The organism is Hyphococcus lacteus, assembly GCF_041058985.1.
Classification (GTDB): Bacteria; Pseudomonadota; Alphaproteobacteria; order Caulobacterales; family Parvularculaceae; genus Hyphococcus; species Hyphococcus lacteus.
This window is the reverse complement of sequence record NZ_JBEHZE010000001.1, coordinates 894,026-917,117: the sequence shown is the minus strand read 5'-3', so window position 1 is coordinate 917,117 and position 23,092 is coordinate 894,026. Positions and strand designations below refer to the sequence as shown.

The 23,092-nt window shown below is 52.1% G+C and carries 25 protein-coding genes and 1 tRNA gene; 12 read left to right on the top strand and 14 right to left on the bottom strand.

Annotated elements, in window-relative coordinates; translation table 11 throughout:
• Positions 1 to 25: 25 nt before the first annotated feature.
• On the top strand, positions 26 to 622 hold the full coding sequence (locus ABFZ84_RS04430) for a VPLPA-CTERM sorting domain-containing protein (protein WP_369312719.1): 597 nt from the start codon (positions 26 to 28) through the stop codon (positions 620 to 622).
• Between the two features lie 65 nt (positions 623 to 687).
• Here ABFZ84_RS04430 and ABFZ84_RS04425 read toward each other — a convergent pair.
• Positions 688 to 772, bottom strand: a tRNA-Leu gene (locus ABFZ84_RS04425).
• 185 nt (positions 773 to 957) lie between these two features.
• On the opposite strand from ABFZ84_RS04425, the gene ABFZ84_RS04420 reads away from it, so the two are divergent.
• The 4 genes from ABFZ84_RS04420 (at position 958) to ABFZ84_RS04405 (ending at position 4,755) form a co-directional block, all read left to right on the top strand.
• On the top strand, positions 958 to 1,629 hold the full coding sequence (locus ABFZ84_RS04420) for an exopolysaccharide biosynthesis protein (protein WP_369312718.1): 672 nt from the start codon (positions 958 to 960) through the stop codon (positions 1,627 to 1,629).
• 60 nt (positions 1,630 to 1,689) lie between these two features.
• On the top strand, positions 1,690 to 2,229 hold the full coding sequence (locus ABFZ84_RS04415; RefSeq protein ID WP_369312717.1) for a disulfide bond formation protein B: 540 nt from the start codon (positions 1,690 to 1,692) through the stop codon (positions 2,227 to 2,229).
• A 2-nt stretch (positions 2,230 to 2,231) separates the two neighbouring features.
• Entirely contained in the window at positions 2,232 to 2,780 is a 549-nt protein-coding gene (locus ABFZ84_RS04410; RefSeq protein WP_369312716.1) for a demethoxyubiquinone hydroxylase family protein, read from the top strand.
• A 79-nt stretch (positions 2,781 to 2,859) separates the two neighbouring features.
• Positions 2,860 to 4,755: a M2 family metallopeptidase gene (locus ABFZ84_RS04405; RefSeq protein WP_369312715.1), complete on the top strand. Its 1,896-nt coding sequence runs from the start codon at positions 2,860 to 2,862 to the stop codon at positions 4,753 to 4,755.
• 58 nt (positions 4,756 to 4,813) lie between these two features.
• Here the strand turns inward: ABFZ84_RS04405 and ABFZ84_RS04400 are convergent, their stop codons facing one another.
• From ABFZ84_RS04400 to ABFZ84_RS04370, 7 genes are all read right to left on the bottom strand, one after another.
• Positions 4,814 to 5,149, bottom strand: a complete 336-nt coding sequence (locus ABFZ84_RS04400) for a phosphoribosyl-ATP diphosphatase (RefSeq protein WP_369312714.1) — start codon at positions 5,147 to 5,149, stop codon at positions 4,814 to 4,816.
• Positions 5,150 to 5,160: 11 nt separating this feature from the next.
• Positions 5,161 to 5,928: an imidazole glycerol phosphate synthase subunit HisF gene (hisF, locus tag ABFZ84_RS04395; RefSeq protein ID WP_369314538.1), complete on the bottom strand. Its 768-nt coding sequence runs from the start codon at positions 5,926 to 5,928 to the stop codon at positions 5,161 to 5,163.
• A 2-nt stretch (positions 5,929 to 5,930) separates the two neighbouring features.
• Positions 5,931 to 7,460 carry a CYTH and CHAD domain-containing protein gene (locus ABFZ84_RS04390; protein WP_369312713.1) on the bottom strand — a complete coding sequence of 510 codons (1,530 nt, stop codon included), beginning with the start codon at positions 7,458 to 7,460 and terminating at the stop codon, positions 5,931 to 5,933.
• 72 nt (positions 7,461 to 7,532) lie between these two features.
• Positions 7,533 to 8,264: a 1-(5-phosphoribosyl)-5-[(5-phosphoribosylamino)methylideneamino]imidazole-4-carboxamide isomerase gene (gene hisA / locus ABFZ84_RS04385; RefSeq protein ID WP_369312712.1), complete on the bottom strand. Its 732-nt coding sequence runs from the start codon at positions 8,262 to 8,264 to the stop codon at positions 7,533 to 7,535.
• Entirely contained in the window at positions 8,261 to 8,905 is a 645-nt protein-coding gene (gene hisH / locus ABFZ84_RS04380; RefSeq protein WP_369312711.1) for an imidazole glycerol phosphate synthase subunit HisH, read from the bottom strand. The genes hisA and hisH overlap by 4 nt, the downstream gene beginning before the upstream one ends.
• 107 nt (positions 8,906 to 9,012) lie before the next feature.
• The gene (locus ABFZ84_RS04375; protein WP_369312709.1) at positions 9,013 to 9,270 is read right to left on the bottom strand and encodes a hypothetical protein; all 258 of its coding nucleotides are present in this window, start codon (positions 9,268 to 9,270) and stop codon (positions 9,013 to 9,015) included.
• Positions 9,271 to 9,285: 15 nt separating this feature from the next.
• On the bottom strand, positions 9,286 to 9,552 hold the full coding sequence (locus ABFZ84_RS04370; protein ID WP_369312708.1) for a hypothetical protein: 267 nt from the start codon (positions 9,550 to 9,552) through the stop codon (positions 9,286 to 9,288).
• A 214-nt stretch (positions 9,553 to 9,766) separates the two neighbouring features.
• Between ABFZ84_RS04370 and ABFZ84_RS04365 the strand changes: the two genes are divergently transcribed.
• Complete coding sequence (locus ABFZ84_RS04365) at positions 9,767 to 10,018, top strand: hypothetical protein (RefSeq protein WP_369312706.1); 252 nt, start codon at positions 9,767 to 9,769, stop codon at positions 10,016 to 10,018.
• On the opposite strand, the gene hisB is transcribed toward ABFZ84_RS04365, so the two are convergent.
• On the bottom strand, positions 10,015 to 10,608 hold the full coding sequence (hisB, locus tag ABFZ84_RS04360) for an imidazoleglycerol-phosphate dehydratase HisB (RefSeq protein WP_369312705.1): 594 nt from the start codon (positions 10,606 to 10,608) through the stop codon (positions 10,015 to 10,017). The two genes, ABFZ84_RS04365 and hisB, sit on opposite strands and share 4 nt — an antisense overlap.
• A gap of 183 nt (positions 10,609 to 10,791) precedes the next feature.
• Here hisB and hslV point away from each other — a divergent pair, with 183 nt between their 5' ends.
• The 4 genes from hslV (at position 10,792) to ABFZ84_RS04340 (ending at position 15,834) form a co-directional block, all read left to right on the top strand.
• Entirely contained in the window at positions 10,792 to 11,337 is a 546-nt protein-coding gene (hslV, locus tag ABFZ84_RS04355; RefSeq protein ID WP_369312704.1) for an ATP-dependent protease subunit HslV, read from the top strand.
• A gap of 273 nt (positions 11,338 to 11,610) precedes the next feature.
• A complete protein-coding gene (locus tag ABFZ84_RS04350; RefSeq protein ID WP_369312702.1) occupies positions 11,611 to 12,312 on the top strand; it encodes a VPLPA-CTERM sorting domain-containing protein in 702 nt (233 codons plus the stop codon).
• 129 nt (positions 12,313 to 12,441) lie between these two features.
• Positions 12,442 to 13,749: an ATP-dependent protease ATPase subunit HslU gene (gene hslU, locus ABFZ84_RS04345; protein WP_369312701.1), complete on the top strand. Its 1,308-nt coding sequence runs from the start codon at positions 12,442 to 12,444 to the stop codon at positions 13,747 to 13,749.
• Between the two features lie 201 nt (positions 13,750 to 13,950).
• The gene (locus ABFZ84_RS04340) at positions 13,951 to 15,834 is read left to right on the top strand and encodes a hypothetical protein (RefSeq protein WP_369312699.1); all 1,884 of its coding nucleotides are present in this window, start codon (positions 13,951 to 13,953) and stop codon (positions 15,832 to 15,834) included.
• Here ABFZ84_RS04340 and ABFZ84_RS04335 read toward each other — a convergent pair.
• The 3 genes from ABFZ84_RS04335 to ABFZ84_RS04325 form a co-directional block, all read right to left on the bottom strand.
• A complete protein-coding gene (locus tag ABFZ84_RS04335) occupies positions 15,831 to 16,409 on the bottom strand; it encodes a Smr/MutS family protein (protein ID WP_369312698.1) in 579 nt (192 codons plus the stop codon). The two genes, ABFZ84_RS04340 and ABFZ84_RS04335, sit on opposite strands and share 4 nt — an antisense overlap.
• Entirely contained in the window at positions 16,406 to 17,755 is a 1,350-nt protein-coding gene (mltA, locus tag ABFZ84_RS04330; RefSeq protein ID WP_369312697.1) for a murein transglycosylase A, read from the bottom strand. Before mltA ends, ABFZ84_RS04335 begins: the two co-directional genes overlap by 4 nt.
• 129 nt (positions 17,756 to 17,884) lie before the next feature.
• Positions 17,885 to 18,520 (bottom strand): Tim44/TimA family putative adaptor protein, encoded by a 636-nt coding sequence (locus tag ABFZ84_RS04325; RefSeq protein ID WP_369312696.1) that lies wholly within the window; start codon positions 18,518 to 18,520, stop codon positions 17,885 to 17,887.
• An 84-nt stretch (positions 18,521 to 18,604) separates the two neighbouring features.
• Here ABFZ84_RS04325 and ABFZ84_RS04320 point away from each other — a divergent pair, with 84 nt between their 5' ends.
• Together ABFZ84_RS04320 and secB are read left to right on the top strand one after the other, a co-directional pair.
• Complete coding sequence (locus ABFZ84_RS04320; RefSeq protein ID WP_369312695.1) at positions 18,605 to 18,991, top strand: FxsA family protein; 387 nt, start codon at positions 18,605 to 18,607, stop codon at positions 18,989 to 18,991.
• A gap of 112 nt (positions 18,992 to 19,103) precedes the next feature.
• Positions 19,104 to 19,625 carry a protein-export chaperone SecB gene (secB, locus tag ABFZ84_RS04315; RefSeq protein ID WP_369312694.1) on the top strand — a complete coding sequence of 174 codons (522 nt, stop codon included), beginning with the start codon at positions 19,104 to 19,106 and terminating at the stop codon, positions 19,623 to 19,625.
• Here secB and dnaQ read toward each other — a convergent pair.
• Both dnaQ and ABFZ84_RS04305 read right to left on the bottom strand, forming a co-directional pair.
• On the bottom strand, positions 19,622 to 20,347 hold the full coding sequence (dnaQ, locus tag ABFZ84_RS04310) for a DNA polymerase III subunit epsilon (protein WP_369312693.1): 726 nt from the start codon (positions 20,345 to 20,347) through the stop codon (positions 19,622 to 19,624). The two genes, secB and dnaQ, sit on opposite strands and share 4 nt — an antisense overlap.
• Positions 20,348 to 20,411: 64 nt before the next feature.
• Positions 20,412 to 23,078 (bottom strand): ATP-binding protein, encoded by a 2,667-nt coding sequence (locus ABFZ84_RS04305; RefSeq protein WP_369312692.1) that lies wholly within the window; start codon positions 23,076 to 23,078, stop codon positions 20,412 to 20,414.
• Between the last annotated feature and the right edge of the window lie 14 nt (positions 23,079 to 23,092).

Below are 23,092 nucleotides of genomic sequence, written 5' to 3'. Positions count from 1 at the left end.
TCTCTCGTCAGCTCACGCCAAGCCCATGACCTATCAGATATTGCTGGACGGTGAAGGCTTCTCGAATGGTAAAGCGATTTCAATTTCAGGCAGCGGCTCATTTATTTGGGATGCCGACGAAGAAGTGAATTTCAATGACCACTGCAGCCTAAATTGCGGTTCGCTCCCTACACTATCACTTGTTCAGAGTATCGACTTTTCGATTACAGACCTTGGCGTGGGTTTAAATTCGCTAGGAAAAGACGCCCTTGGTTTATTCAGTGAAAATTACGGCTACTTATACTTTAATGGTTCTTCACTATTTGGGTTTTGCTTGTCTGCTTTCAATCCTGTTTTTGACCGTGGCTGCGAACAAAGTGTCGGAAGTGATGCAGACGGCCAATATAGCAACACCCGTACGATATTTGAGGGTGACGCAAAAACTGGGGCACCTTTCCAATTTAATCTTGCTGGAAACGATTGGGGGTTTTCCGGTACTGAAGCGAGTGCATTCAATGGTACTGCGTCAGGCAGCGTAGAAATTACAGCCGTTCCAATTCCCGCCGCACTCCCACTATTCTTGTCTGCATTGTTTGGGATTGGAGTATTTCGCCGATTTAACGCAAAAATACTCCGCCGTTAAAAAGCTCCTACCCCAATTTGGGGGCTTTTTCTTTGACTGAAAGTCATGCGCTGTCACATGCATTGTGGTGCCCCCCGCCGGAATCGAACCGGCACTCCCGAAGGAACTGGATTTTGAATCCAGCGCGTCTACCAGTTCCGCCAGAGGGGCCTCTGTCTCGGTCGACGATGAAGCGCGCATATTAGGTACCGCGATGGCCGGGTCAAGCGGTGTTGCGGCACTCATCCCATTTTAATTACCCAAGCGGCGATACGAATTTTCAATCTGCGCCCTCTAGGTATGATGGGCAAAGTGGCCTACATCACCTCGATCGAAGAAATCAGCAGGAACGACACATGACCGCCGGTGCCGACGGAATCCCTAACAGAAAGCCGCGTGGGGCAACCCGGATTCTCACCGACATTCTTTCTGAGCTAAAACTGTCGGCCGCGGTGCCACCAGTGACCGAAGAGCAAGAAGAGACGGCCAAATTGGGTGACGTCGTCGATCGGCTGGACGAACGCGCTTTTGGCTTTTTGCTGTTGATGCTCGCGCTGCCCTGTTGTTTGCCATTTATTTATTTGCTGCCGCAGATTGTCGCGCTGCCTATGCTCGCACTGGCTGGGCAATTAGCAATGGGCGGGCGGCATCCGTGGCTTCCGCAATCCCTTAACCAACGTAGTTTTTCGATACCGGCATTTCAGGGGGTACTCGAAAAAGCCGAAAAATATATTGGCTGGATCGAACGCTTTTCCAAACCGCGACTTCCGTTCGTGACCAGCCATATTGGCTCGCGCATAGTTGGTTTCTTGATGCTGATACCTATCCTTTCGATCTTAACGCCTCTCCCGTCGACCAATACGGCACCCGGCATTGGTGTCGCTGTTGCATCGCTCGGCTTGATCGAACGCGACGGGGTTTTGGTTATTCTTGGCCTTTTGTTTGGCTTCGCATGGGTATTTTTGCTGCTCTTTCTTGGTCATGAAGCCATCTCATTAATTAAGGCTTGGTTAGGTATGGGCGCATAACCGGCAGTGTGACGATCCGCCTTAGATAGCGTAACGAAATTCAAGGTTATATTGAATTTCATGCTCGCTTTATTGAACCGCCTTTCACTGACTGAACGCGCCCTTGGGATCGCCCTTGTGGCAAGCGCATCAATGCTTGCTGGCGCGCACCTGTTTGAACGGGTTGGCGGCCTCATTCCTTGCATCCTTTGTCTCGATCAGCGCGAAGCCCACTGGACTGGGCTGGCCGTCGCTTTCGTGGGGCTGCTTTTCGCACGGCTTTTCAAATCAAAAATGGGCGCTGCCGCAGCCGTCGGAGCAGCCGCCCTTGTATACGCTGTAAGCGCGGGGCTCGCTTTTTATCATACTGGTGTGGAATATGGTTACTGGCCCGGACCGGCGATTTGTTCTGGCGGTGCCGTAGACATTGATGTCACCAATCTTGCCGCGTCTCTCGATCAACCGGCTAGCGGCCCTTCGTGCGAAGATGTGCAATGGCGCTTTTTCGGAATTTCAATGGCCGGGTATAACTTGCTTGCATCAGCGGGGTTATTTGCACTCACGCTGTTTGCTGCGTTAGCGGAGACCAAGGCTGCGCGACGAAATCATCGGAGCGCTTAAAAATGAGCAATCCACAAAAGCCAGGGCCTCAGGCACAGCGCCTCGCCGATATGCTTCGGGTTGATCACGCCGGAGAATATGGGGCGGTGGCCATTTACCGCGGCCAGCGCGCAGTTTTTGATAAACTCCCGCACAAAGCACGGATGGCGGCGCTACTTCAGGAAATGGAAGACGGAGAAGCCCATCACCTGTCAACCTTTGACCAATTATTAGCCGATCGAAAAGTTCGCCCAACCTTGCTGGCACCAATATGGAATGCCGCCGGATTTGGCCTCGGTGCGGTAACGGCCCTCATGGGCGAAAAGTCTGCCATGGCGTGTACTGCGGCTGTCGAAGACGTCATAGAGAAACATTATGGCGAACAGGTCGAAGAACTCGCCGAAAAAGAGCCGGAGCTTGCCGCCACGGTTAAGCAATTTCGCGAAGATGAACTGGGCCATAAGCATACAGCCGAAGATGAAGGTGCGCATCAAGCACCGTTTTATCGCTTATTGTCAGGTGCCATCAAAATTGGATGTCGCACTGCAATAAAGCTTGCGGAAAAAGTCTAACAAACAAAACCATTCGGTCCTTTGCGCCAGCTCCTATGCGCGGCTATGCTGCGCATAACAACTTATCGAGGGAGCCTTCATGATAAACCGTCAATTACGGCACAAATTTTCTACGCTCGCTGCTGTTTCCACCTTGGCTTTGCTTGCCGCATGCGCTGAACAGGAGACCACGTCAACAAAGACCACAAATTCAGACGCTTCACCCGCAGAAACGCAAACCACCAAGGACGCGCCAACGGTCGCTGAGGCCGAAGAATTCATCAAAGAAGTTGAAACGTTTTATCGCGAGTTCGGTGAATATTCCGCACGCATCGCATGGGTAAATTCGACCTATATCAATTACGATACGGACTGGTTGAACACACGCGTCTCAACCGAGGGGACTGAAGCCGGGGTTAAGTTCGCCAATCAAGCAAAGCGTTTTAATGATCTGGAACTACCAGACGACATGCGACGTAAAATTGAGCTGATAAAACTTGGCCTTAATTTGCCCGCACCCGAACGGCCAGGCGCAGCTAAAGAACTTTCGGAAATTAACACGCGGATGGCGTCTGCTTACGCGACCGGAAAAATCGAACTTGACGGCGAACAAGTCTCGCGCGTGGATCTTGAAGAAATGATGGGCACAATTCGCGACCCACAAAAACTTCAGGATATTTGGGTAAAGTGGCGTGAAATTCCGGTTACGGAAAATGCATCCGGCACGACAATGAAAGAAGATTACGCGGCAATGGCCGCAATCGCCAATGAAGGCGCACGCGAATTAGGGTTTGATGATGTCGGTTCAATGTGGCGGGCACGCTACGACCTTCCGCCTGCGGAATTCGCCGAAGAAACGGATCGCCTTTGGGGGCAGATAAAACCACTTTATGACGAGTTACATTGCCACGTTCGCGCAAAGCTAAACGACCAATATGGTGATGATGTCGTCCCCCTTGATCAACCAATCCGCGCGGACTTGCTCGGAAACATGTGGGCGCAAAGCTGGGGCAATGTGTATGATCTCGTCGCGCCGGGCGATGCAGACCCGGGCTATGACCTAACCGCACTTCTCAAGAACAATGGCTATGATGCCACGAAAATGGTAAAAACCGGTGAGGCATTCTTCTCCTCTCTCGGGTTTGCTCCCCTCCCTGAAACATTCTGGGAGCGCTCGCAAATCACCAAGCCCGCCGATCGGGAAGTCGCATGCCACGCATCCGCATGGGATCTTGATGGGCAAGACGATATTCGCATCAAGATGTGTACCAAGGTCAATTCGGATGACTTCCAAACCGTCCACCACGAACTCGGGCACAATTATTACCAACGTGCGTATAAAGAGCAGTCACCGATTTTTCAGGGTGGTGCGAATGGCGGATTCCACGAAGCCATTGGCGATATGATCGCATTGTCAATTACGCCAGATTATCTCAAACAGCTTGGGTTAATTGAACAAGAGCCTGACGCATCAAAGGATGTCGGACTGTTGATGGCGCAAGCACTCGAAAAAGTAGCGTTCGAACCGTTTGGATTATTGATGGACAAATGGCGCTGGCAAGTATTTTCAGGCCAACTGACACCTGAAACCTATAATCAGGGTTGGTGGGATTTACGTGAGGAATACCAAGGCATCCGCCCACCAGTGGAACGCTCGGCTGACTATTTTGATCCGGGTGGGAAATATCACATTCCGAACAATGTTTCGTACACTCGCTACTTCATTGCTCATATCCTGCAATTCCAGTTCCACAAAGCTGCATGCGAAATGGCTGGGTGGGAAGGACCATTACATCGTTGTTCGATTTACGGTTCAGACGCTATTGGCGAAAAATTCAATGCAATGCTCGAAATGGGTCAATCAAAACCTTGGCCTGAAGCACTTGAAGCCTTTACCGGCACACGTGAAATGGATGGATCAGCGATGGTCGAATATTTTGCGCCGCTAATGGATTACCTGCAGGAACAAAACGAAGGCCGCTCCTGCGGTTGGTAATTTCGAGCATAACGACAACAAAAAGCCCCGCATATGCGGGGCTTTTTTTATTCAGGAATTAGGTTCTCGATGATTTTTCTTCGTGCCCTGACATTCCCTCGCGGTGCGCCAGTATTTTGCTAACCTTATCTGTAGAAACACCTGATGCCGATAAGAGGACCATGAAATGATAGAGAACATCGGCAGCTTCCTCGGCGATATGTTGTTTATCACCAGTCACTGCGGCTAACGCAAACTCAAACGACTCTTCACCAAATTTCTTTGCGCATTTCTGTGCGCCGCCCGTAAGAAGAGAGGCCGTATAGGAACTCTCTGGCGCAGCCCCCTTACGGACGTCTATTGTTTCTGCCAAACGGTCAAGAGTGGTCCCTAATTGTTCTTTATACTGAGTCATGTCAATTCACTTTATGCTAGTGTTGTTCGGCGCATTGGTAACCCCGCTTGGACCATCGCAGTTTTCGCCTCGTCAATGGTGACCTCGCCAAAATGGAAAATGGACGCTGCCAACACTGCCGAAGCGTGACCATCCTTTGCTGCTTCAACTAGGTGCTCAACGGCCCCGGCACCGCCGGATGCGATCACCGGCACATCAACTGCGTCAGATATCGCGCGAATAAGCGCGATGTCGTAACCCGTTTTAACGCCATCACGGTCCATGGAGGTTAGCAAAATCTCGCCAGCACCGCGGTCAACAACATCTTTTGCAAAAGTGACAGCATCTATTCCCGTGGCATTCCGACCGCCATGGGTAAATATCTCCCAGCCCTCACCGACTTGTTTGGCGTCGATCGCCACCACAACACATTGCGCTCCAAATCGAGCAGCAGCAGCGTCGATCAAATCAGGATTCTTCACCGCCGCAGTATTGATCGCGACTTTATCGGCCCCGGCCAATAAAAGAGCGCGGAAATCATTGAGCGATGCAACCCCCCCACCGACGGTAAGCGGCATAAAGCAACGCTCAGCCACCGTGCTAACCATATCCAGCAAAATGCCCCTGCCTTCGTGGCTGGCGGAAATATCGAGAAAACACAACTCGTCCGCCCCGGCAGCGTCATAGGCTTCGGCGGCAGCTGCCGGATCACCCGCATCACGCAAGTCTACAAAATTCACACCCTTGACGACCCGACCATCTTTCACATCAAGACAAGGGATAATCCGTATATTGAGCACTTTTATTCCCGCCAGAATGGGCGCTGCTCCGAAAAAGCTGCCCATGCTTTATCTATTTGTTGAGCCGCTATTTTCGCCTCAGCGGCCTTATACCCTGCGATGAACCCTGCTGCGCGGATTGCATCGTCACCCGCATTGGCTGCCGCGATATCCACGAGCGATTGCGCGACCACCGCATCATTTATCGTACCGAATGCATCCTGTAGCATAGAAAGGCCCCGCATATAGTCTTTACGCTCTGATTTAGGGTAGGCAGAACGAAATAACTGTACGGGGTATCTCAGTTTCTTAAGTGCAATCCGCATCGGGTGACGCGCTGACAATGCTTCTGATCCGTCAAGCGTCTGCGACAAACCTAGAACACGGCCGAGTGCATGATCCAATATCTCTGGGGCAAATGTTTTGATTGGTTGGCGCATAGGTTTTCTGGAAGCGTTGCTCCAGCTTGTCACGACACAGGCTTCGGTGACCCCCAACAAGAATTCGGTAAAATCGGGGTGGTCGATGGCCTCGATAACAACGCCCCAAGCAATGGCCCGTTCCGCTTCTGCATTTGCCTTTAAGGCTCGGATACCTGAGGGGGCATAGTCGCTAGATTGTGTCGAAGGGATCGTCTCTCCCAAAAGCACGTCCCAATCTCTGGCCGACCCTAAAATGCCGGCATAGAATTTCGCGCGCTGTGCCAGTTTCTTTATTTTTTTGGATTTGAGATAAGGCCGATAGACACGTTCAACCGCCCGAAGACGGCGAAGCGCCACCCGCATCTGATGAATGCCTTCCGGCAACCGGTATTCAACGACGTTGCGCTGAAGGCTCGCGAGCCGAGTGCCAGTCGTGTCGAGCAGCATGGTTAGGGCGTCGACAGCAATCGTATCCGGCGTAACTGAGATCTTTTGAGGTGGGAGCAACTCAGCGGCGGGTCGTCGAAGCGCCATTGCCGTATCGAGCTTTGTGCCCGCACCCATTCGCAACTTGGCGTTCGCTATTAACAAACGCGCAAAGCCAAAAACATCTGCCGGGCTTCCGTCCAGAAGCTCCAACTCAACCTCTGCTATTGGGCAGGTCAAACGTTTTCCAGCTTCGCCCCAACTCTCAGCGCGGCCAACATCAACCGCTAGCTCGATCTCTGTACCTTTGAAGGTGATATTCGCAGACCACCGGTCAACTGCGATGCGGGCGATTGGTTCAATTGCGGACCTATGCGTTTTGATGAATTCGTCAATTTTAGCGTCGCCGGTTTTCTTGGGAAAATCCCGGTCAGATTCAAGCTCACGCTCATACTCTGCTCGAGTCACGGCATTGTCGCCGCGCGCTTTGACCGCCTGAACGAGCTTGGCACCTTCCTCACGCAGCCGAAGACTAAGCCCCGCGTCAGCCAATGATCCATCGGATGTATCGTAATATGTTGAACTGAGTTTTTCCCATGAACCCTTCGGAGCCACCGCTCGGAAGAAGTCGCTATTTGGGAGCTTTGCAATATCGCCGGGAGCCCCGACAAATTTCAGCTCAAACTCAGTGCGTCCCGTCCCCATGAGCGGCACTTTCCATACGCAACAATTACAGTGTCTACTATAGACTCTGGGGCATAAGTGAACAAATCGGCCCTACCCGGCCAAAACCAACGCCTCTTTCGGGTCAATCCGACCATCATAGAGGGCCCGACCAATGATGACACCCTCGATATTATCATGGGCGACTTTTAGCGCCTCAATATCAGCCAATGACGCCACACCGCCTGAGGCGATCACCGGTATGGCCGACGCATCTGCGAGCGCGGCTGTGGCTTCGACATTCACCCCCGCAAGCGCACCGTCCCGACTAATGTCAGTATAGACCACCGCTGCAACACCTTGATCTGCATACTGTTTCACAAGTTCAACCGGATCAACAGCGCTATCGCCATCCCATCCATCTGTTTTTACGCGGCCATCTTTGGCATCGACGCCCAATACGATCTGACCGGGAAATGCCTTGCAGGCTTCAACGACAAAGCCCGGGTTGTGCACCGCAGCCGTACCGAGAATCACTCTGGCCATACCAGTTGATAACCACCGCTCAACCGCCGCCATATCTCTAACGCCGCCGCCGAGTTGGGTCTTTAGGCCGACCTTTGCCATGATGGCTTCGACCGCACTTGCATTGCGTGCTTCACCGGCAAATGCACCATCTAGATCTACTATATGAACCCACGAAAACCCCGCACACGCAAAGTCACCAGCCTGACTAGCTGGATCTTCATTGTAGACTTTTGATTGATCGATCTGACCTTGAAACAGACGCACACATTGGCCACCTTTCAGGTCAATGGCAGGATATAAAGTTAGCGCTCTTGTCATGCTGGGGACCACGTCAAAAAATTAGATAAAAACGCGAGACCCGCACGCTGGCTTTTCTCGGGGTGAAACTGACATCCCAAGATATTGTCCCGCCCGACTACGGCAGAAATTTCGATTCCGTGCCTTGCGACACAAAGATTATGAGCATCGTTTTCAACTTCGAAATGGAACGAATGCGCAAAGTAGAAAACCTCATCGTCGAGGCCATCAAACACCGAGTGATGGCTCACGGTCGTGACTTTGTTCCACCCCATATGAGGTGCGCGAAACTCAGTTGAAGGCTCAAAGGGTGCAACTTCACCCGGAATCCAGCCCAAGCCATCGTTTTCGCCGAACTCCAAGCCTTTGCTGGCCAAAAGCTGCATCCCTACACAGATTCCAAGAAATGGGCGGTGCTCCACCAAGGCCACATGTTCGATTGCTTCAAGAACACCTTTGCGGGCTTTGAGGCCAGCCATACAGGCCGCAAACGCGCCAACCCCCGGAAGCAACAATCGGTCAGCGCTGAGAATTATCGCAGGATCATCGGTTACACTGATATGTCGAGCCAGACCCGCCTCGCGGGCCGCACGTTCAACGGCCTTCTCAACCGAGCGAAGATTGCCCGAGCCATAATCGATGATTGCCAGTGTTTCTGCCATGACGCGCTTGTAGCCAGCAAAAGAGGAGAGGCAAGTGCCGAATATATAAAAAAGGCGCGCCGTGATGGCGCGCCTTGGTATTTTTCGTCACGTTTAGATGTTTTTCGCTACGCGTCTGGCCAGCAGGCCTGAATTGCGGCTTTCGCCGTATCACTCAGCATTTCAAGATCAGCCTCCGTTTCCACAGTACTCAATTCCTCAGCAACGGCAGCGTCAGCGGTATCGGCCAGACAGCTACATCCTGATGGATCAGTACCATTTGCTTCGGCGTAAGATTCGCAATTTGCCTCAAGTTCCGAAGCGGAAGCGGGTAGGGCGGACAATACCAATCCTGCCGCGGCGAGCGTTCCAAATATGTTTTTCATCTTCATCCCCAGTTTTTATCGTGTGCACTTATCCATAGCGGCTTTTGCTTCATCAGAGGCCGCATCGTAACGCGATGCAGGGTCAGAAATTTCGGCCAATTCAGTGAATTCAGCCACCAGGTCATTCGCCACAACTTCTTCTTCCAAACAACTGCACCCGGAACTGTCGCGGCCGTCGGCCTCAAGCGCCGCAACACAAGAATCAGCTAGTTCTCCAGCCGATACGGTACCAAACATCGCCGCACCACCTAGACCAGCGGCAAAAAATGCATTTAATTTCATTGGTTTAAACCCTTTTGAGTTTTCGCGCCCATTCGATACAAACAAGAAAACACAACAAGGGAGGGGCGCATTATGTCTCCAGCCCAGCCGCGATCTCATCTGAAACGTGCTGCGACGTCAATATTTGATCTCAGTCGTGACAACCGCGAGGGAGGGAACCCCAACCGCCGCGACCTGTTAGTAAGATAGAGGCAAATGAGTAAAGGAGGGCGTCATGGATATCGCACGCCAAAACGAGCGCACCCGCGAAGAAAATCCGTCACGCGACAGGTCAGAAGAAGCTGAAAATACAAGCGATGAAATCCACGTGACCAATAGCGAAACCGCCCAACCCACTCCGGCTGATCGAACCACAGAGGAAGTTCGCCAAGGACACACTGGCGACCACCTGCGCTATATTCTAGGTTATTCCGTAGCCGGAATCGTTGTGGTATTTACTATCGTTTACCTGCTCTTTATGCGCTAACTGCCAAGCGACCCTTTTGTCGATGGTGAACCACCATCGCTGCGTGGATCAACCTCTAACGCATCACGGAACGCCCGCGCCAACGCTTTAAAACAGCTTTCAATTATGTGGTGTGTGTTTTCACCATAGATGTTTTCTACATGCAGGCAGATACCGGCATTCATCGCAAAAGCATGAAACCACTCTTTGAAAAGTTCTGTATCCATGTCGCCAACTTTTGGCCGAGCAAAATCAACTTTCCAAATCAGATAAGGACGTTTGGAGATATCAAGCGTCGCCCGTGATAGTGTTTCATCCATAGGGATATAGGATGCACCGAAACGGCGAATACCGTTGCAATCCCCAAGCGCCTTCGCAGCCGCTTGGCCCATAACAATGCCTACATCTTCGACCGTATGGTGCATATCGATATGCAAGTCGCCTTCGGCGCGCACTTTTAAGTCGATCATAGAGTGCTTCGCAAAAGCCTCGAGCATATGATCAAAAAATCCGATGCCAGTCTCGATGTCATAATCACCGGTACCGTCCAACTCTATGGCGACGAAAATCTCCGTCTCTCGGGTTTTTCGCTCTATCGTAGCCGCACGCATGGCGCTGTCTCCTCAGGCACTATTTCTTCTCGGGTCGCCGCGCCCATTGTCTTTGACCTGCGCACTCCTAGATGGCAAGGAAGCGACGGATCGCAAGCCAGACTGTCATATGCGCGATAAACCAAAGTTCCTACTATTGAATTATGGTCGCGCCGTCCATCGAACCTGAGAAATGAGAAAAACATGAGCAAACCGTCTATGCACGCCACCACTATCCTCGCCGTTCGCCGAGGCAACACGATCTGTGTGGGCGGGGACGGGCAGGTCAGTCTTGGCCCAACAGTGGTGAAAGGCGACGCAAAAAAGGTCCGACGCCTTGCGGGCGGTAAGGTCATCGCAGGTTTTGCTGGTGCGACAGCCGACGCTTTCACATTGCTGGAACGGCTTGAGGCCAAACTGGAACAATACCCCAACCAACTGACACGCGCGTGTGTGGAGCTCGCCAAAGACTGGCGGACAGACCGTTATCTGCGGCGTCTCGAAGCCATGATGATTGTCGCCGACAAAGATGTGACGCTAACCCTTTCTGGGGCAGGGGACGTTTTGGAGCCGCAACATGGTGTAACCGGCATTGGGTCGGGCGGCGACTATGCGCGATCAGCCGCGCTGGCATTGATGACAGAGACAGACCTGAGCGCTGAGCAGGTCGTACGCAAAGCAATGGGCATCGCGGCGACAATCTGTATTTATACCAACGAGTCGCTAACAGTTGAGACGTTGGAGCGCTGATTATACTGCGTCTCAGGGTGAAACACCCCATGTGTATTTTTTGCAGCGACGACGCAGTTTGTGATGAACCGCGAGGCTGAGCGCGCAATTATATTTATAAGCCGCTGAAATCATTACATTTTTCTGAAAACGGCAAAAATCCAACACGGGCAGGGCTGGTGTTGCCCATTTTTTGCACCCTTAGGGCGTGTTGCACCGCAATGGTACGCCCGCTGTAATCCCCAATTTGTTCAGCGACTGCGGCCTTGCGAAAATTTTTGTTCTGGAGTTCGCATGAAACCGATTTTTTCGACCTTATTTGCCACAGCCATGGCCACTGGGGCCCTGTTCGCCGGCGCTAATGCTGCCACTTTTAGCATGACCACATCAGGCTTTTCCGCCAACGGGACTGGTGGTGGCGTCGGTGCCGGAAATGATTTCCAAGAATACACTGTCGACGGGGTCGTTATGACCGTAAGCGCCGGCATGTTCACTGACACCAGCAATGTCGGTAATGCCGTCGTCACACCTGGTGCCCGCGACGCCGAACCACGGGTTTATTCAAACGGCACCGGCCTTGACCATGATGGCGGCAACGGCCTGCCAAATGATGGCGACCACCGCGTTGACGGCCGCAACGGCAATGAAGTCCTCATCCTAAGCTTTGATACTGCGGTTCAACTCGCTTCAGCGATGTTCACCTATGTAGAAAGCAACGACGATTTTGACTTGTTCATGGACAGCAACGGTGACGGCATTCTCGAACGGATTGCCCGCAGACGTGACATTCCCGGCGGTGGCTTAGCTGATCTTGTGGGGCTAAATCTGGTGAGCAATCTTTTTGGCATTGGTGCCAGCGGCTCTAACGACGAATGGAAATTACGCTCTGTCAGCGTGATGGAAGTATCAGACGTACCGCTACCAGCCGCATTCCCGCTCTTCTTGGCCGGAATGGCAGGGTTCGGCTTTGCGAGCCGGAAAAAAACAGTTCGCTAATAGCAGGCAAAACCAAACATCAAAGAGGCACCGATCCGGTGCCTCTTTTTTTGTGCGGGATTGCGATTTTTGAGCGGACGCTTATGTGAAGGCGGTGTTTCATCAACCGATTTGGACTCCTGTTTATTCATGACTGAATTTTCTCCCCGCGAAATCGTCTCTGAGCTTGATCGTTATATTGTCGGCCAAAAGGCTGCCAAACGTGCTGTCGCAATCGCACTGCGAAATCGTTGGCGCCGCCGCCGGGTCGAGGGGCCATTGCGCGACGAAATCACACCCAAAAACATTTTGATGATTGGCCCAACAGGTGTCGGCAAAACCGAAATTTCGCGACGCCTTGCCCGTTTAGCCGGTGCACCGTTCCTGAAAGTTGAGGCGACGAAGTTTACGGAGGTTGGTTATGTCGGTCGCGATGTGGACTCGATCGTGCGCGATCTTGTGGAAATCGCAGTGGGCTTGATCCGTAAAAAAAAACGAGAAGAAGTAAAAGCTGCCGCCCAAGCCGCAGCCGAAGACCGCGTAATCGACGCACTTGTAGGCGAGGGCGGTAGCGAGAGCACCCGCGAAGCCTTCCGTCGAAAGCTACGCGACGGCGAAATTGATGATCGTGAAATCGACCTTGAGTTACGAGAAACACAAAGCGCACCACCAGCATTTGATATTCCCGGTATGCCCGGCGGGCAAATGAGTATGATCAATCTTTCCGACATGCTTGGTAAAGCATTTCAGCCACCCAAAGTAACGCGCCGGATCAAAATCAAAGACGCATACGAACCACTTCTTGCCGAAGAGGCTGATCAGTTGATGGACGACGAAACCATTGGGCGCGAAGCGGTTGATCTAGCACAAAATGACGGCATCGTGTTTCTTGATGAAATCGACAAAATCGCCCGGAGTTCAGAACGAGCGAGTGCCGATATCTCACGCGAGGGCGTGCAGCGCGATCTATTGCCGTTGATTGAAGGCGCAACGGTTTCCACCAAATATGGACCTGTGAAAACGGATCATATGCTGTTCATCGCATCTGGCGCTTTCCACCTTTCCAAACCATCTGATCTGTTGCCTGAACTGCAAGGGCGTTTACCGATCCGGGTTGAACTAGACGCGCTCTCACGGGACGATTTGCGCCGTATCCTAACCGAGCCAGAAGCCAGCTTGATCAAACAATATGCGGCGCTGATGAATACAGAGGGCGTGACGCTCGACTTTAGCGAAGATGCGATTGATGCGCTCGCCGATGCTGCGGCAGAGGTCAATGGTGGGGTTGAAAATATTGGCGCTCGCCGTTTGGCGACAATTATGGAAACCGTACTCGACGAAGTTTCTTTCGCAGCTGCCGATAAAACGGGCGAAACTATCAAAATTGACGCCGATTTCGTGAATGACCGCCTCGGCGGGATCACAAAGAATGCGGATCTTTCAAAGTATATCCTATAAAAACGGCCCAAATTTTCATCACGAATTTTGCCGCTCCTCTAAGGCCCCGCAGGAAATAGTGTTGTATTTCCTGCCCGTTTGCCCCGGAAACAGCACAAATAGCCCCAAAGACCTATGGTCACGCACAAATCCGGGCTTTCACGATCGTTAAGGACAGGTTAATCTATCCGCTCGTGAGAGGGTAAAGAGCGGGGAATTACCATGGCTGACGGCGCGGCACGTACCTGGAAGCGACGATCCATGATGTCCTTTGCGGAGGACGCTGATCCTCGTTTTGCGGACAAACCTCAAGAAACAACTGGTAGCGGCAATCGCGGCCCGCTTGAGAATGGCAAAAAGCGTCCAAAAATTGCTTTCACAGGCGAGGAGTGGGGGTTTGGTTATCAAGCGACGGATTCATTTCTCCGTCGGGCACGCGAATACGGCAATGTTCCGGACGCCGGGCTAGGCGCAGTCAATTCTCGGGTTGAGCGCGAATTCGAGAAAGCCAGCACCAATAACAAATTCGATTACAACGTCGCACAAACAATGCCGCTGCGGACCAAGGAACAGTCCTTGATGGCGGTCAAACAGGATACAGCAGATTTTGCTGTTATCCCATTTTATCATCCGTATACGGGTTACGACTTTGAAGCGCTTCGCGCCATGGCGAGCCAATTCACGTTATTGGGCGTTGATCAAGTTGAAGCCACAGACAAGCTTTGCCTCGCGGTTCATGAATCGCAACTTTATGACATCATTCAGTCATCGCACCCGGGCACTGGCTTTTCATCACTACAGCGCCGTTTCCGAAAATCATGGGGCCTATTAGACTCTGGCAGCGATAACGCGCCCTCTGGCGAATACGCCAACGAAAGCCCCCGGGCCGGCTTACCCATCGATATGTCGGATCAGAAACTTATCCGTGACCGAATTGATGTTGTATTCGCTGGCCCTGAATCAGCACGCCGCTGCAAATCAAAACTTGATGGAATGCGGGCTATCGGTGTTGATGTGCGCGAGACAACGCAAATGGTTGAACCGCATCGTGAATTGGCGCGACTTGCGCGTTCGTCAGCAAATACAAATCGCCAAACCAATACAATGTTTGATCCGATTTCTGGCAAAACTCAGTTTGTTTCAACCCTGGGTGCCGACGCACAAAGCAATCCGCTATTCGCGATGGTGCTTCCCTATGAAGTCGCTATGCGTTCGTCGGATTATGTCATAATTGATCATGATTATGATGACGCGGCACCCGCTAAAACGCGCTTCATGGTCGTCGAGAACAACCCTGACCAAACTTTGGTTGAGGACCGTTACCGAACAACGGATGCAAAAACGGCATACTGGGTTCGTCGGTTGCAAGCTATTTCCAACCCCCGCGGTAATATTGGCTCGGGCTTTTCCAAAATGTTGGGATATGTCGGCGGTACAGCCGCAACAGCACTGATCGGGCTGGGTGCTTTTGGGTTACTAACCGCGACACCCCTAAATCTTAGCTTTCCAGGAGAGCTTTCTTGGCTGTCTGGCCTAACAGCAGGATCTGCCATATTATTCGGCACACTGATTGCTCTTGCATCATTTATATTGCTTTCTGTGCAAGCAACAGGCGAACAAGGCGTGCGTGTCATGCTTCGTTTTCGCCGTGACAGCACTGCGGCTTCGCTTGGTGATGTCGAAAACTTCCTTCGGAATTTCGGGGTCCGCCATTCAATTGTTCGACTGGACGAAGATAGCGAACGCGACAAACCATCTTCAATCGTTCTCGATATCGAGTTCGACCCAAATGATTTTGCCTATGGTCCATTGAAAATGCTGACCCGCCGTATGCGTGGTTCAGTCGTGAATGGTGCAATCAAAAAATCTTTCCAACGCTGGAAAAACCGCGGTGTAACAGTTTTAGCGGCAATGCCGTTTGACCCTCAACAAGCCCAATTACCGGCGCACAAACCGCGTCGCTGGTGGAACGAAGCCGTTTCGGATTGGGCGGCCGATTTCATCGAAACAAATTTCGCGATCCGCCTACCGCGCATTCTTGTTTTCTACGTATTGCCAGTCGCCATTGTGATCACTTTCGTCTGGAAAGTTTTGCTCAACGGCTAGCGTTTGAGGAAGACGTAAAACGCACCACTTCCACCATGACGCTGATGGGCTGTGCTTGATCGCGAGATCAACCGCCGCACTGGGTCTTCGCTGAGCCAATCTTGAAAGCGTCCGCGCAATATTCCACGCCCAGCACCCGCGAACTCGTTGCCATCCCTCGGCTTCAGCAAGCCGCCAGAAACCGGCCCCCCTTTGCCGGTAATCACCAAAACACACCGCGCGCCGCGCGCATGACCTTCGCGGATGAAATTATGGAGCACAATCCGTGCAGTGACCTGATTGTGACCATGAAGGTCTAAAACCGCATCAATAGAGATTCGTCCGCGGCTGGCCAAACGATCTAGCCGGGGGTCTCCAGCCCCAATCGGACTGGGTAAGGGGCTTTGTTGACCCGGTGACCGTGTTACCTGCGGAACTGGCGGGTTATGGCCCCGCGATGGCTTTGAAATTGATCGTTGCGGTGACGAAACCAATGGCTTTTCTGATGCTTTTTGGGGTCGATATGTGGTGACTTCTTTGGTCACTTTTCGCCAAAGCGCTTCTTCTTCGGCAGACAGGTGACGACGACGCTTCACGATGGTTTCCGCCCACGAAGTTGTAGTGTTTCGGCCAACCGACGCGGTAGCAAAATGACCATTTTTCCTTTGGCGTTCATGCCGCCCGCCATCGCCGCGGCCTCATCGCCCGAACCCCAGAAATAATCGCCCCGGATCGGGCCGCGAATGGCACCGCCAGTATCCTGAGCAATCATTAGTCGCCTTAACGGCTTACTGCCCTCTTGAGGCTCGATATCGACCCAAACAGGCATCCCAAGCGGATAATAACGACGATCCACAGCCAACGACCGACCGGGCGTCAGAGACGCGCCTTGCGCGCCCAGCGGGCCCAGTTCAGGCGCAACCTGATCAAGCCGGTTGAAAAACACATATGACGCATTTTCTTCGCGAAGGGCCTGGGCATCCTCTGGTGAGGCATCATCAAGCCATTGCCGAATCGACTGCATTGAAACAGCCTCAAGCGGCATAATTTCTCGTTGAACCATGACCCGGCCAATCGCGGTATATGCGTGTCCGTTCTGGCCGGCATAACCAACACGGATATTCTCACCTTCTTCAAAAACCAAACGTCCCGATCCTTGAATTTGCAAAAAGAAAAGATCGTTCGGGTCGAGCCATGCAATCGGCTCATCAGGCACGTTACCTTTCTCAATTGCACGCCGATCATCATAAGGGTCAAGACGATTCCCGATGAGGCGACCCGCAATTCGCTCTCCTTTTAAGGTATCGCGGAACTTCCCTAAATCGACTTCTACCAAATCATCTGGACGCGGAAGAAGTGGTGCAGAAAAACGCTCCGTTTGGGAATGAGAGGCCGAATATACCGGTTCGTAATATCCTGTGAAAACACCTATTTCTTCGATTTTTGGCTCCGCACGCCGTGCTGGGCCATCCGGCAACGGAACGTGCTTTACATGGACCTTGATCGGCTGAAAGTGAAATTCAAAAAACTTCCGAATAGCGCCGCGGCGAATCGAAGGATCACTGTAGGCGCTAACCGTCAGGGCACGCGCTTCATGGCAGGGGCGTTGCCAATCAGCGACTGTGCCGCCAAGCGCTACACCGGTTAATGCCTTATTTTCTAATGGATTTGCCGCAGTTTCAGCACTGAGTTTTTCAAAAATTTCGCACGAACGCATAAACGCGCTAAGCGCCTCGGTCGGGTCGTCACCGCGCCAACCATCAATGTCGTCATAGGTTGCAAGACTAAACTCTAGACTGGCCGGACCAAAATCATCATCAGAAAATTCTCGTTCATAATAAGCCGGAATAATGCCTGTAAAAACCAACACCGCCGCTGCCGCCGCAATCAACAGCGCCCCAGCCAGAAACAATCGCAACAAAGTTCCTGTCGATGAAATCACGGTCTGCATTCCCTATCAGGATCAATTTGCGCAAAGCGGTTACAGTGACTTCCGCAGGTCACAATAAACTAAACGCAGCTGTCTGATATTTATCGACCAGACCGCAATTTGTCGCAATGCATTTTCAAATTATTCAGTGCCACCGGTGGCAACCAACATCCAGTTGGGATCATTGCTGGCGCGTTTGCGAGAAAACTTCCATCGGTCTTTGACAAGATCAATCCGATTGGAGTCGCCGTCAACAACCTCGCCATCACGGTCGCGCGTCACTCGAACCTGGTTTGATGCGAACTCTACGATCGCAACCAAATTGTCACCTTCGACTGCACTATCGATGATCGCTGCGCGTTCAATACCGACAAATTTTAGGTCTGATGTGTATCCCGCAGCGTCGCGTTCCACCACTGCGCCCTTAAAAGCATCATAGACCGAGCTATTTAGAAAGCTGCGGATTGATTTGAGGTCACCTGAGGCAAATGACTCAATAATCATTTCATATGCGCTGCGTGCACCTGCCAAAAACTCCGCCTCGTCAAAGGTCGGGTCAGCTTCGCGCAAAGCCCGAGCCTGTTCAGATACTGGCTTACGGACCACAACCTCATCCACATGGTCCTGAGGCTCATCATCGGCGCGTTTTTGGGACGCGCGCTGGATAGACTCAAGATCGTGGCTCTGTTCGTGGCCCGTACGAGTGCCCATCACAGAGATCAAACGAAAGATTACAAACGCCGCCACACCGGCGAAAAAGAGAAGAACTGGATCCATATCGTCCAATATCGCCTTCAAACCTTAATATTACCAAAGCGCACTCTATATAGGAGCCATTGAACAGAATACACCCGGAGCATCATGCTGTTTATCCTCCTAGCGCTTTTTATTATCGGCCCAATTGCAGAAATTTCGGTCTTATTGGCCGCTGGCAATGCTTTTGGGGTTTTGCCGGTCCTTCTGGCCTGTGTTTTTACCGCTTTTCTTGGCGGATTCCTCATTAAAATGCAGGGTTTGGCTGCGTTAAATGCGGCCCATAATGACCTTCAGACCGGGCGACTACCTGTCGATTCGGTGGTCGATGGCGCATTATTAATTGTGGCAGCCCCACTCTTGATGACCCCCGGCTTCCTTACCGATGCTGCCGGATTTTTGCTTTTGGTGCCGCCAATTCGGCGTTCACTCGCGCGTATTGCCCTTCGAATGATCAGAGCGCGCGTCGTTCGTCATGATGATTTAATGCGTTAAGCCTCCTCACCTCGCCGTTGCTTCCGCTGGGCCGTTGCCCGGGTTGCAGCTTCCTTTAAGGGCGTGTAATGAGCGCGCTCTTTCAAAAGATGACAAAAAACGGAACAATCTCATGTCCGATACGCCTGCTAATCCGAATAATGCCGCCGGTCCAGAAGGCCAGCAAACCGCACCAGCACTGACAGTTCTTGCGCAATATCTGAAGGATTTGTCCTTTGAGAACCCACATGCGCCCGCAGTTTATCAGTCAAATTCCACGCCAAAAATCGAAGTCAATGTCGATGTTCAGGGTCGCGCTTTAAATCCGAACCAGTACGAGATCGAGCTATCGGTCGCCGCCCGCGCCAATCGCGAAGATGGCGAAGCAATGTTCGTGGTCGAAGCGACATATGCTGGCGTTTTCGAAATCACTAACGTTCCGCGTGAACAACTTGAAATGGTGATGCTGGTTGAGTGTCCGCGCCTATTGTTCCCGTTCATGCGTCAGATTGTTGCCGATGCGACCCGCAACGGGAACTTCCCGCCTTTGATGCTCGAGCCAATCGACTTCATGGGGATCTATATTGCCAACCAACAGCGACGTGCCGCTGAACAAGGTAATGGTAATGGCGAACAAGCGACGCCTGTAAACTAAGCGTCTGCTTTAACGATCCGGCACCAAACGCTTTCCTCGCCCATCTCGGCGATGAAAGCGTCATGGGCCGATTTTTCATTTTCAGTAACAAATGACGCGAGCGGCTTTGGCCGTTGCCGCGCCGGTGCACGATTTACTTTCATACCGTTGCTACTTGCGCTCTCGCTATCATCGCGTTTGAAGTCGAGGCCTGCCTGCGCGCCACCCGTCAATTCGATATAAACAGCAGCGAGCAATTTCGAATCGAGCAACGCCCCATGGCCATCACGTTCACGGGTCGAGGTATCAATACCAAACCGCGCACATAACGCATCAAGACTGGCCGGCGATCCGGGAAATTTGCGCCGGGCAATATGTAGCGTATCAACAATATTGTCTTTGTTGAGAACAGGTAAGCGCGCCGCCGCAAGTTCAGCATTCAAAAACGGGAGGTCAAAACCAATTCCGTTGTGAGCAACCAATTGTGAGTCGCCAACAAATTCCAAAAACGCAGGCGCGACGTCTTTGTCTGTGAATATTTTTTTATCGCTCAAAAACGCTGCAGAAAGTCCGTGTACTTTATAAGCGCCATCGGGCATGTCGCGCTCGGGGTTCACATAGGTGTGGAAATTCTGGCCCGTGACAGCACCGTTGACCATTTCAACAGCGCCGATTTCAACAATTCTGTGCCCTTCAGCGAATTTGAAACCGGTTGTCTCAAGGTCAAATACTATCTGCCGCATTAAGCCGCCCTATCTACGCTTTTTCGTTTTCAAAGTGATGCCCGCCAGACATCGTAATATAAAATCAGTCCTCTACGGGATAGAGCGTTTCTTTCACCGCAACCGCAATCCCTTTGAGAGTGAATGGCTTTTGAATATAACCCGCACCATCAATCATATCGAGCTGCTCTCGCACAGCTGCTTCTGCATAGCCAGACATGAAAATAACTTTTGACTGAATACCCAGTTTTTCACGCGCTTGCGCCACCATCGACGGGCCATCCAGAACGGGCATCATGACATCAGAAATAATCAAATCGAAGTCCTGATCTTCTTCAAGAATTTCAAGCGCTTCATCACCATCTTCAGCTTCGCTAATTTCATAGCCGCAGTCACCAAGTGTCGCGACAACAAAGTTTCTCACGGGGTCTTCGTCTTCTACAATCAAAATCCGCCCGGCACCCGTTAGGTCCTGTGGTTCCTTGCGCGGTACCGGCGCGGCTTGCACCTCATCAGTATTTTCCTCGGCGTCATAGGCCGGAAGATAGATCTCAAATGTCGCGCCTTTGTTTTCTGTAGCTTTCAGCGCAATCACGCCGTCGAGTTGACGCACAATCCCATAGACGGTCGAAAGCCCAAGGCCCGTTCCTTTGCCGGATTCTTTTGTGGTGAAAAACGGATCAAAAACTTTGTCCGCGATTTCTTGCGGGATTCCTGGCCCTGTGTCGGCTATTTCGATCAGGACATAGTCTTGGTCAAGAAGCCCCACAACTTCGCGTGACTTTACGTCCGCCGCCAAAATACATTGTGTACGAATGGTCAACGTCCCACCATTGGAGCCCATCGCATCACGGGCATTTACCGCAAGATTCATGATAGCCGTTTCCAGCTGATGGCGATCCACCTTGATCGATGGCAGGGCGCGACCATTGACCAGTTCCAGTTTGACTTTCTCGCTAATAGATCGAGTAAGAAAACGTGAGAAATCCCGGAGAAGTTCGGTAATAGAAAGAACTTCGCTTTTCAGCGTTTGCTTACGCGAAAATGCCAAAAGCTGTTTAGTCGTATTTGCTGCGCGTTGTGCATTTTCTCTAATTTGAACAAGGTCCTGGTAGGCCGGATCGCCAGCCGGGTGTTTCAACATCAACCGTTCGCAATGACCAATAACCACTTGAAGATAATTATTGAAATCATGCGCGACCTTACTCGCTAGCTCACCGATACCGCGTAACTTTTGGTCTTGTGCGTATTCCTCTTCCATCTGCTTACGGTCTGTAACGTCCACAGTATAAAGCAGGGTACGGCGCGTTCCGTATGAACCACGCTTCCGCCGCACTGGCCGCGCAAACAACGCAAATGTACGCGCATGTACGCCCGTGCCGACCGTTGCTTCAATCGCTTTCGGAGAGCCACCCGCGCGGGTTTTACGCCGGATCTCTTCGGCCAATTCTTCTAATGTTTCACCAGTCAGGGATTTTGAAAGGGGTGCATTTTTTTTCTGTGTGCCAAACGCATCAGTGAATGCTTTATTTGCCTCGACGACGCGGCCATCGCGGTTAATTTCACCTTCGATAATTGCAACCCCGAAAGGCGATTCAGAAATATCACCAGATAACGCAACGTCCTCTACCTCGTCCGCTGCTTCGTCAATTGTAAGCTCAACACAGGCGAACCCTTCGCCAACGCCGCCGCGCCGAAATGCACAAAAGCTAGCCTCTGCAGGATCGGCATTCTTGCGTCGTATTTGTGCGATAATGGGCGCCCGATCAATTCGCCAAAGTCCGCTAATGAGATCACTCGTCTCCCCCAGCACAACATCATCAATCGAAATAAGTGCACCGCGTTCTGCGCCCAGCTTTTGCCGCATAACCGCATTCGCCCATGCAATTTGGCCCGATTTTTCAAGCGCAAAGACCGGACGCGGCAAATCTGCATATGCAGCTGCCAAACTATCGCGTTCAGCCTCTTCGACCGGAAGCTCTCTCAGCCGCCAAACCACATGTTCGTCCGCCCCGCGAATAGGGCGTACACTGACCTCAAAGCGACGACGGTCACCACCGCCTTGAAGGCCCATCGTTTGATAGATAATTTCTTCAGCGGATTCCGCGCTTTTTGCAGCTTTGCAAAGACGGAAAACTTTGGTGGCCTCTGCGCCTTGTTGAGCAAACAACCGGTCAATACGCGGTGGAAGTCCCGCAGGGCCCATCACGCCCGCCTCTTTCGCTAGCTGCGAATAAGCGCGGTTGGCATAGGTCACCACACCGTCACGGCGCGCAACCAACCGCGCATCAATATCGGCATCGAGAACACGTTCCGCTAATCCAAGCGCACTCAAAATTTCAGCGCCCGCCAACTCAACCGCTTCAGCGGGGCGCTTACCGGTCACACGCCGCAACATCACCCCTGCGGCCAACACCGGCGAGAACATTTTAAGCGCCGCACCAGTTAAAAACACGGCGATCAACAAGGCGAGCCCACCTGCTAGCACCAACCCCGTTCCGCCGGAATCCCGCGCACTTACAATCACGTAAACGATTGCCGCGATTGCGACGAACACGCCCGCCCAGAGGAGCCAGAACGTCGCCACATTGATCAAGCTGCCATTGTCAGGCTTCGTTTTCTGCGCTTTTGACGCTGCTTCATCCATCATCGCAATGATATCATCATTAGTCGGGGGGCGTGGTGGCATCTCTCCCGGAGACTGGTCTAAAAGCTCTTCTTGCAAGGTTTTTACGGATTCCGCGCCGGACACTGGGGGACACTCCA

Coding starts and splice junctions, on each gene's coding strand:
- hisH (WP_369312711.1), bottom strand. CDS start 8,905: ATGGCAGAAACACTGGCAATCATCGATTATGGCTCGGGCAATCTTCGC.
- ABFZ84_RS04365 (WP_369312706.1), top strand. CDS start 9,767: ATGGATATCGCACGCCAAAACGAGCGCACCCGCGAAGAAAATCCGTCA.
- dnaQ (WP_369312693.1), bottom strand. CDS start 20,347: ATGCGGCAGATAGTATTTGACCTTGAGACAACCGGTTTCAAATTCGCT.
- ABFZ84_RS04325 (WP_369312696.1), bottom strand. CDS start 18,520: ATGGATCCAGTTCTTCTCTTTTTCGCCGGTGTGGCGGCGTTTGTAATC.
- ABFZ84_RS04415 (WP_369312717.1), top strand. CDS start 1,690: ATGCTCGCTTTATTGAACCGCCTTTCACTGACTGAACGCGCCCTTGGG.
- ABFZ84_RS04370 (WP_369312708.1), bottom strand. CDS start 9,552: ATGAAATTAAATGCATTTTTTGCCGCTGGTCTAGGTGGTGCGGCGATG.
- ABFZ84_RS04375 (WP_369312709.1), bottom strand. CDS start 9,270: ATGAAAAACATATTTGGAACGCTCGCCGCGGCAGGATTGGTATTGTCC.
- hslU (WP_369312701.1), top strand. CDS start 12,442: ATGACTGAATTTTCTCCCCGCGAAATCGTCTCTGAGCTTGATCGTTAT.
- ABFZ84_RS04390 (WP_369312713.1), bottom strand. CDS start 7,460: ATGGGGACGGGACGCACTGAGTTTGAGCTGAAATTTGTCGGGGCTCCC.
- ABFZ84_RS04430 (WP_369312719.1), top strand. CDS start 26: ATGACCTATCAGATATTGCTGGACGGTGAAGGCTTCTCGAATGGTAAA.
- hisA (WP_369312712.1), bottom strand. CDS start 8,264: ATGACAAGAGCGCTAACTTTATATCCTGCCATTGACCTGAAAGGTGGC.
- ABFZ84_RS04340 (WP_369312699.1), top strand. CDS start 13,951: ATGGCTGACGGCGCGGCACGTACCTGGAAGCGACGATCCATGATGTCC.
- ABFZ84_RS04350 (WP_369312702.1), top strand. CDS start 11,611: ATGAAACCGATTTTTTCGACCTTATTTGCCACAGCCATGGCCACTGGG.
- ABFZ84_RS04410 (WP_369312716.1), top strand. CDS start 2,232: ATGAGCAATCCACAAAAGCCAGGGCCTCAGGCACAGCGCCTCGCCGAT.
- ABFZ84_RS04405 (WP_369312715.1), top strand. CDS start 2,860: ATGATAAACCGTCAATTACGGCACAAATTTTCTACGCTCGCTGCTGTT.
- ABFZ84_RS04320 (WP_369312695.1), top strand. CDS start 18,605: ATGCTGTTTATCCTCCTAGCGCTTTTTATTATCGGCCCAATTGCAGAA.
- ABFZ84_RS04420 (WP_369312718.1), top strand. CDS start 958: ATGACCGCCGGTGCCGACGGAATCCCTAACAGAAAGCCGCGTGGGGCA.
- hslV (WP_369312704.1), top strand. CDS start 10,792: ATGAGCAAACCGTCTATGCACGCCACCACTATCCTCGCCGTTCGCCGA.
- ABFZ84_RS04400 (WP_369312714.1), bottom strand. CDS start 5,149: ATGACTCAGTATAAAGAACAATTAGGGACCACTCTTGACCGTTTGGCA.
- hisB (WP_369312705.1), bottom strand. CDS start 10,608: ATGCGTGCGGCTACGATAGAGCGAAAAACCCGAGAGACGGAGATTTTC.
- secB (WP_369312694.1), top strand. CDS start 19,104: ATGTCCGATACGCCTGCTAATCCGAATAATGCCGCCGGTCCAGAAGGC.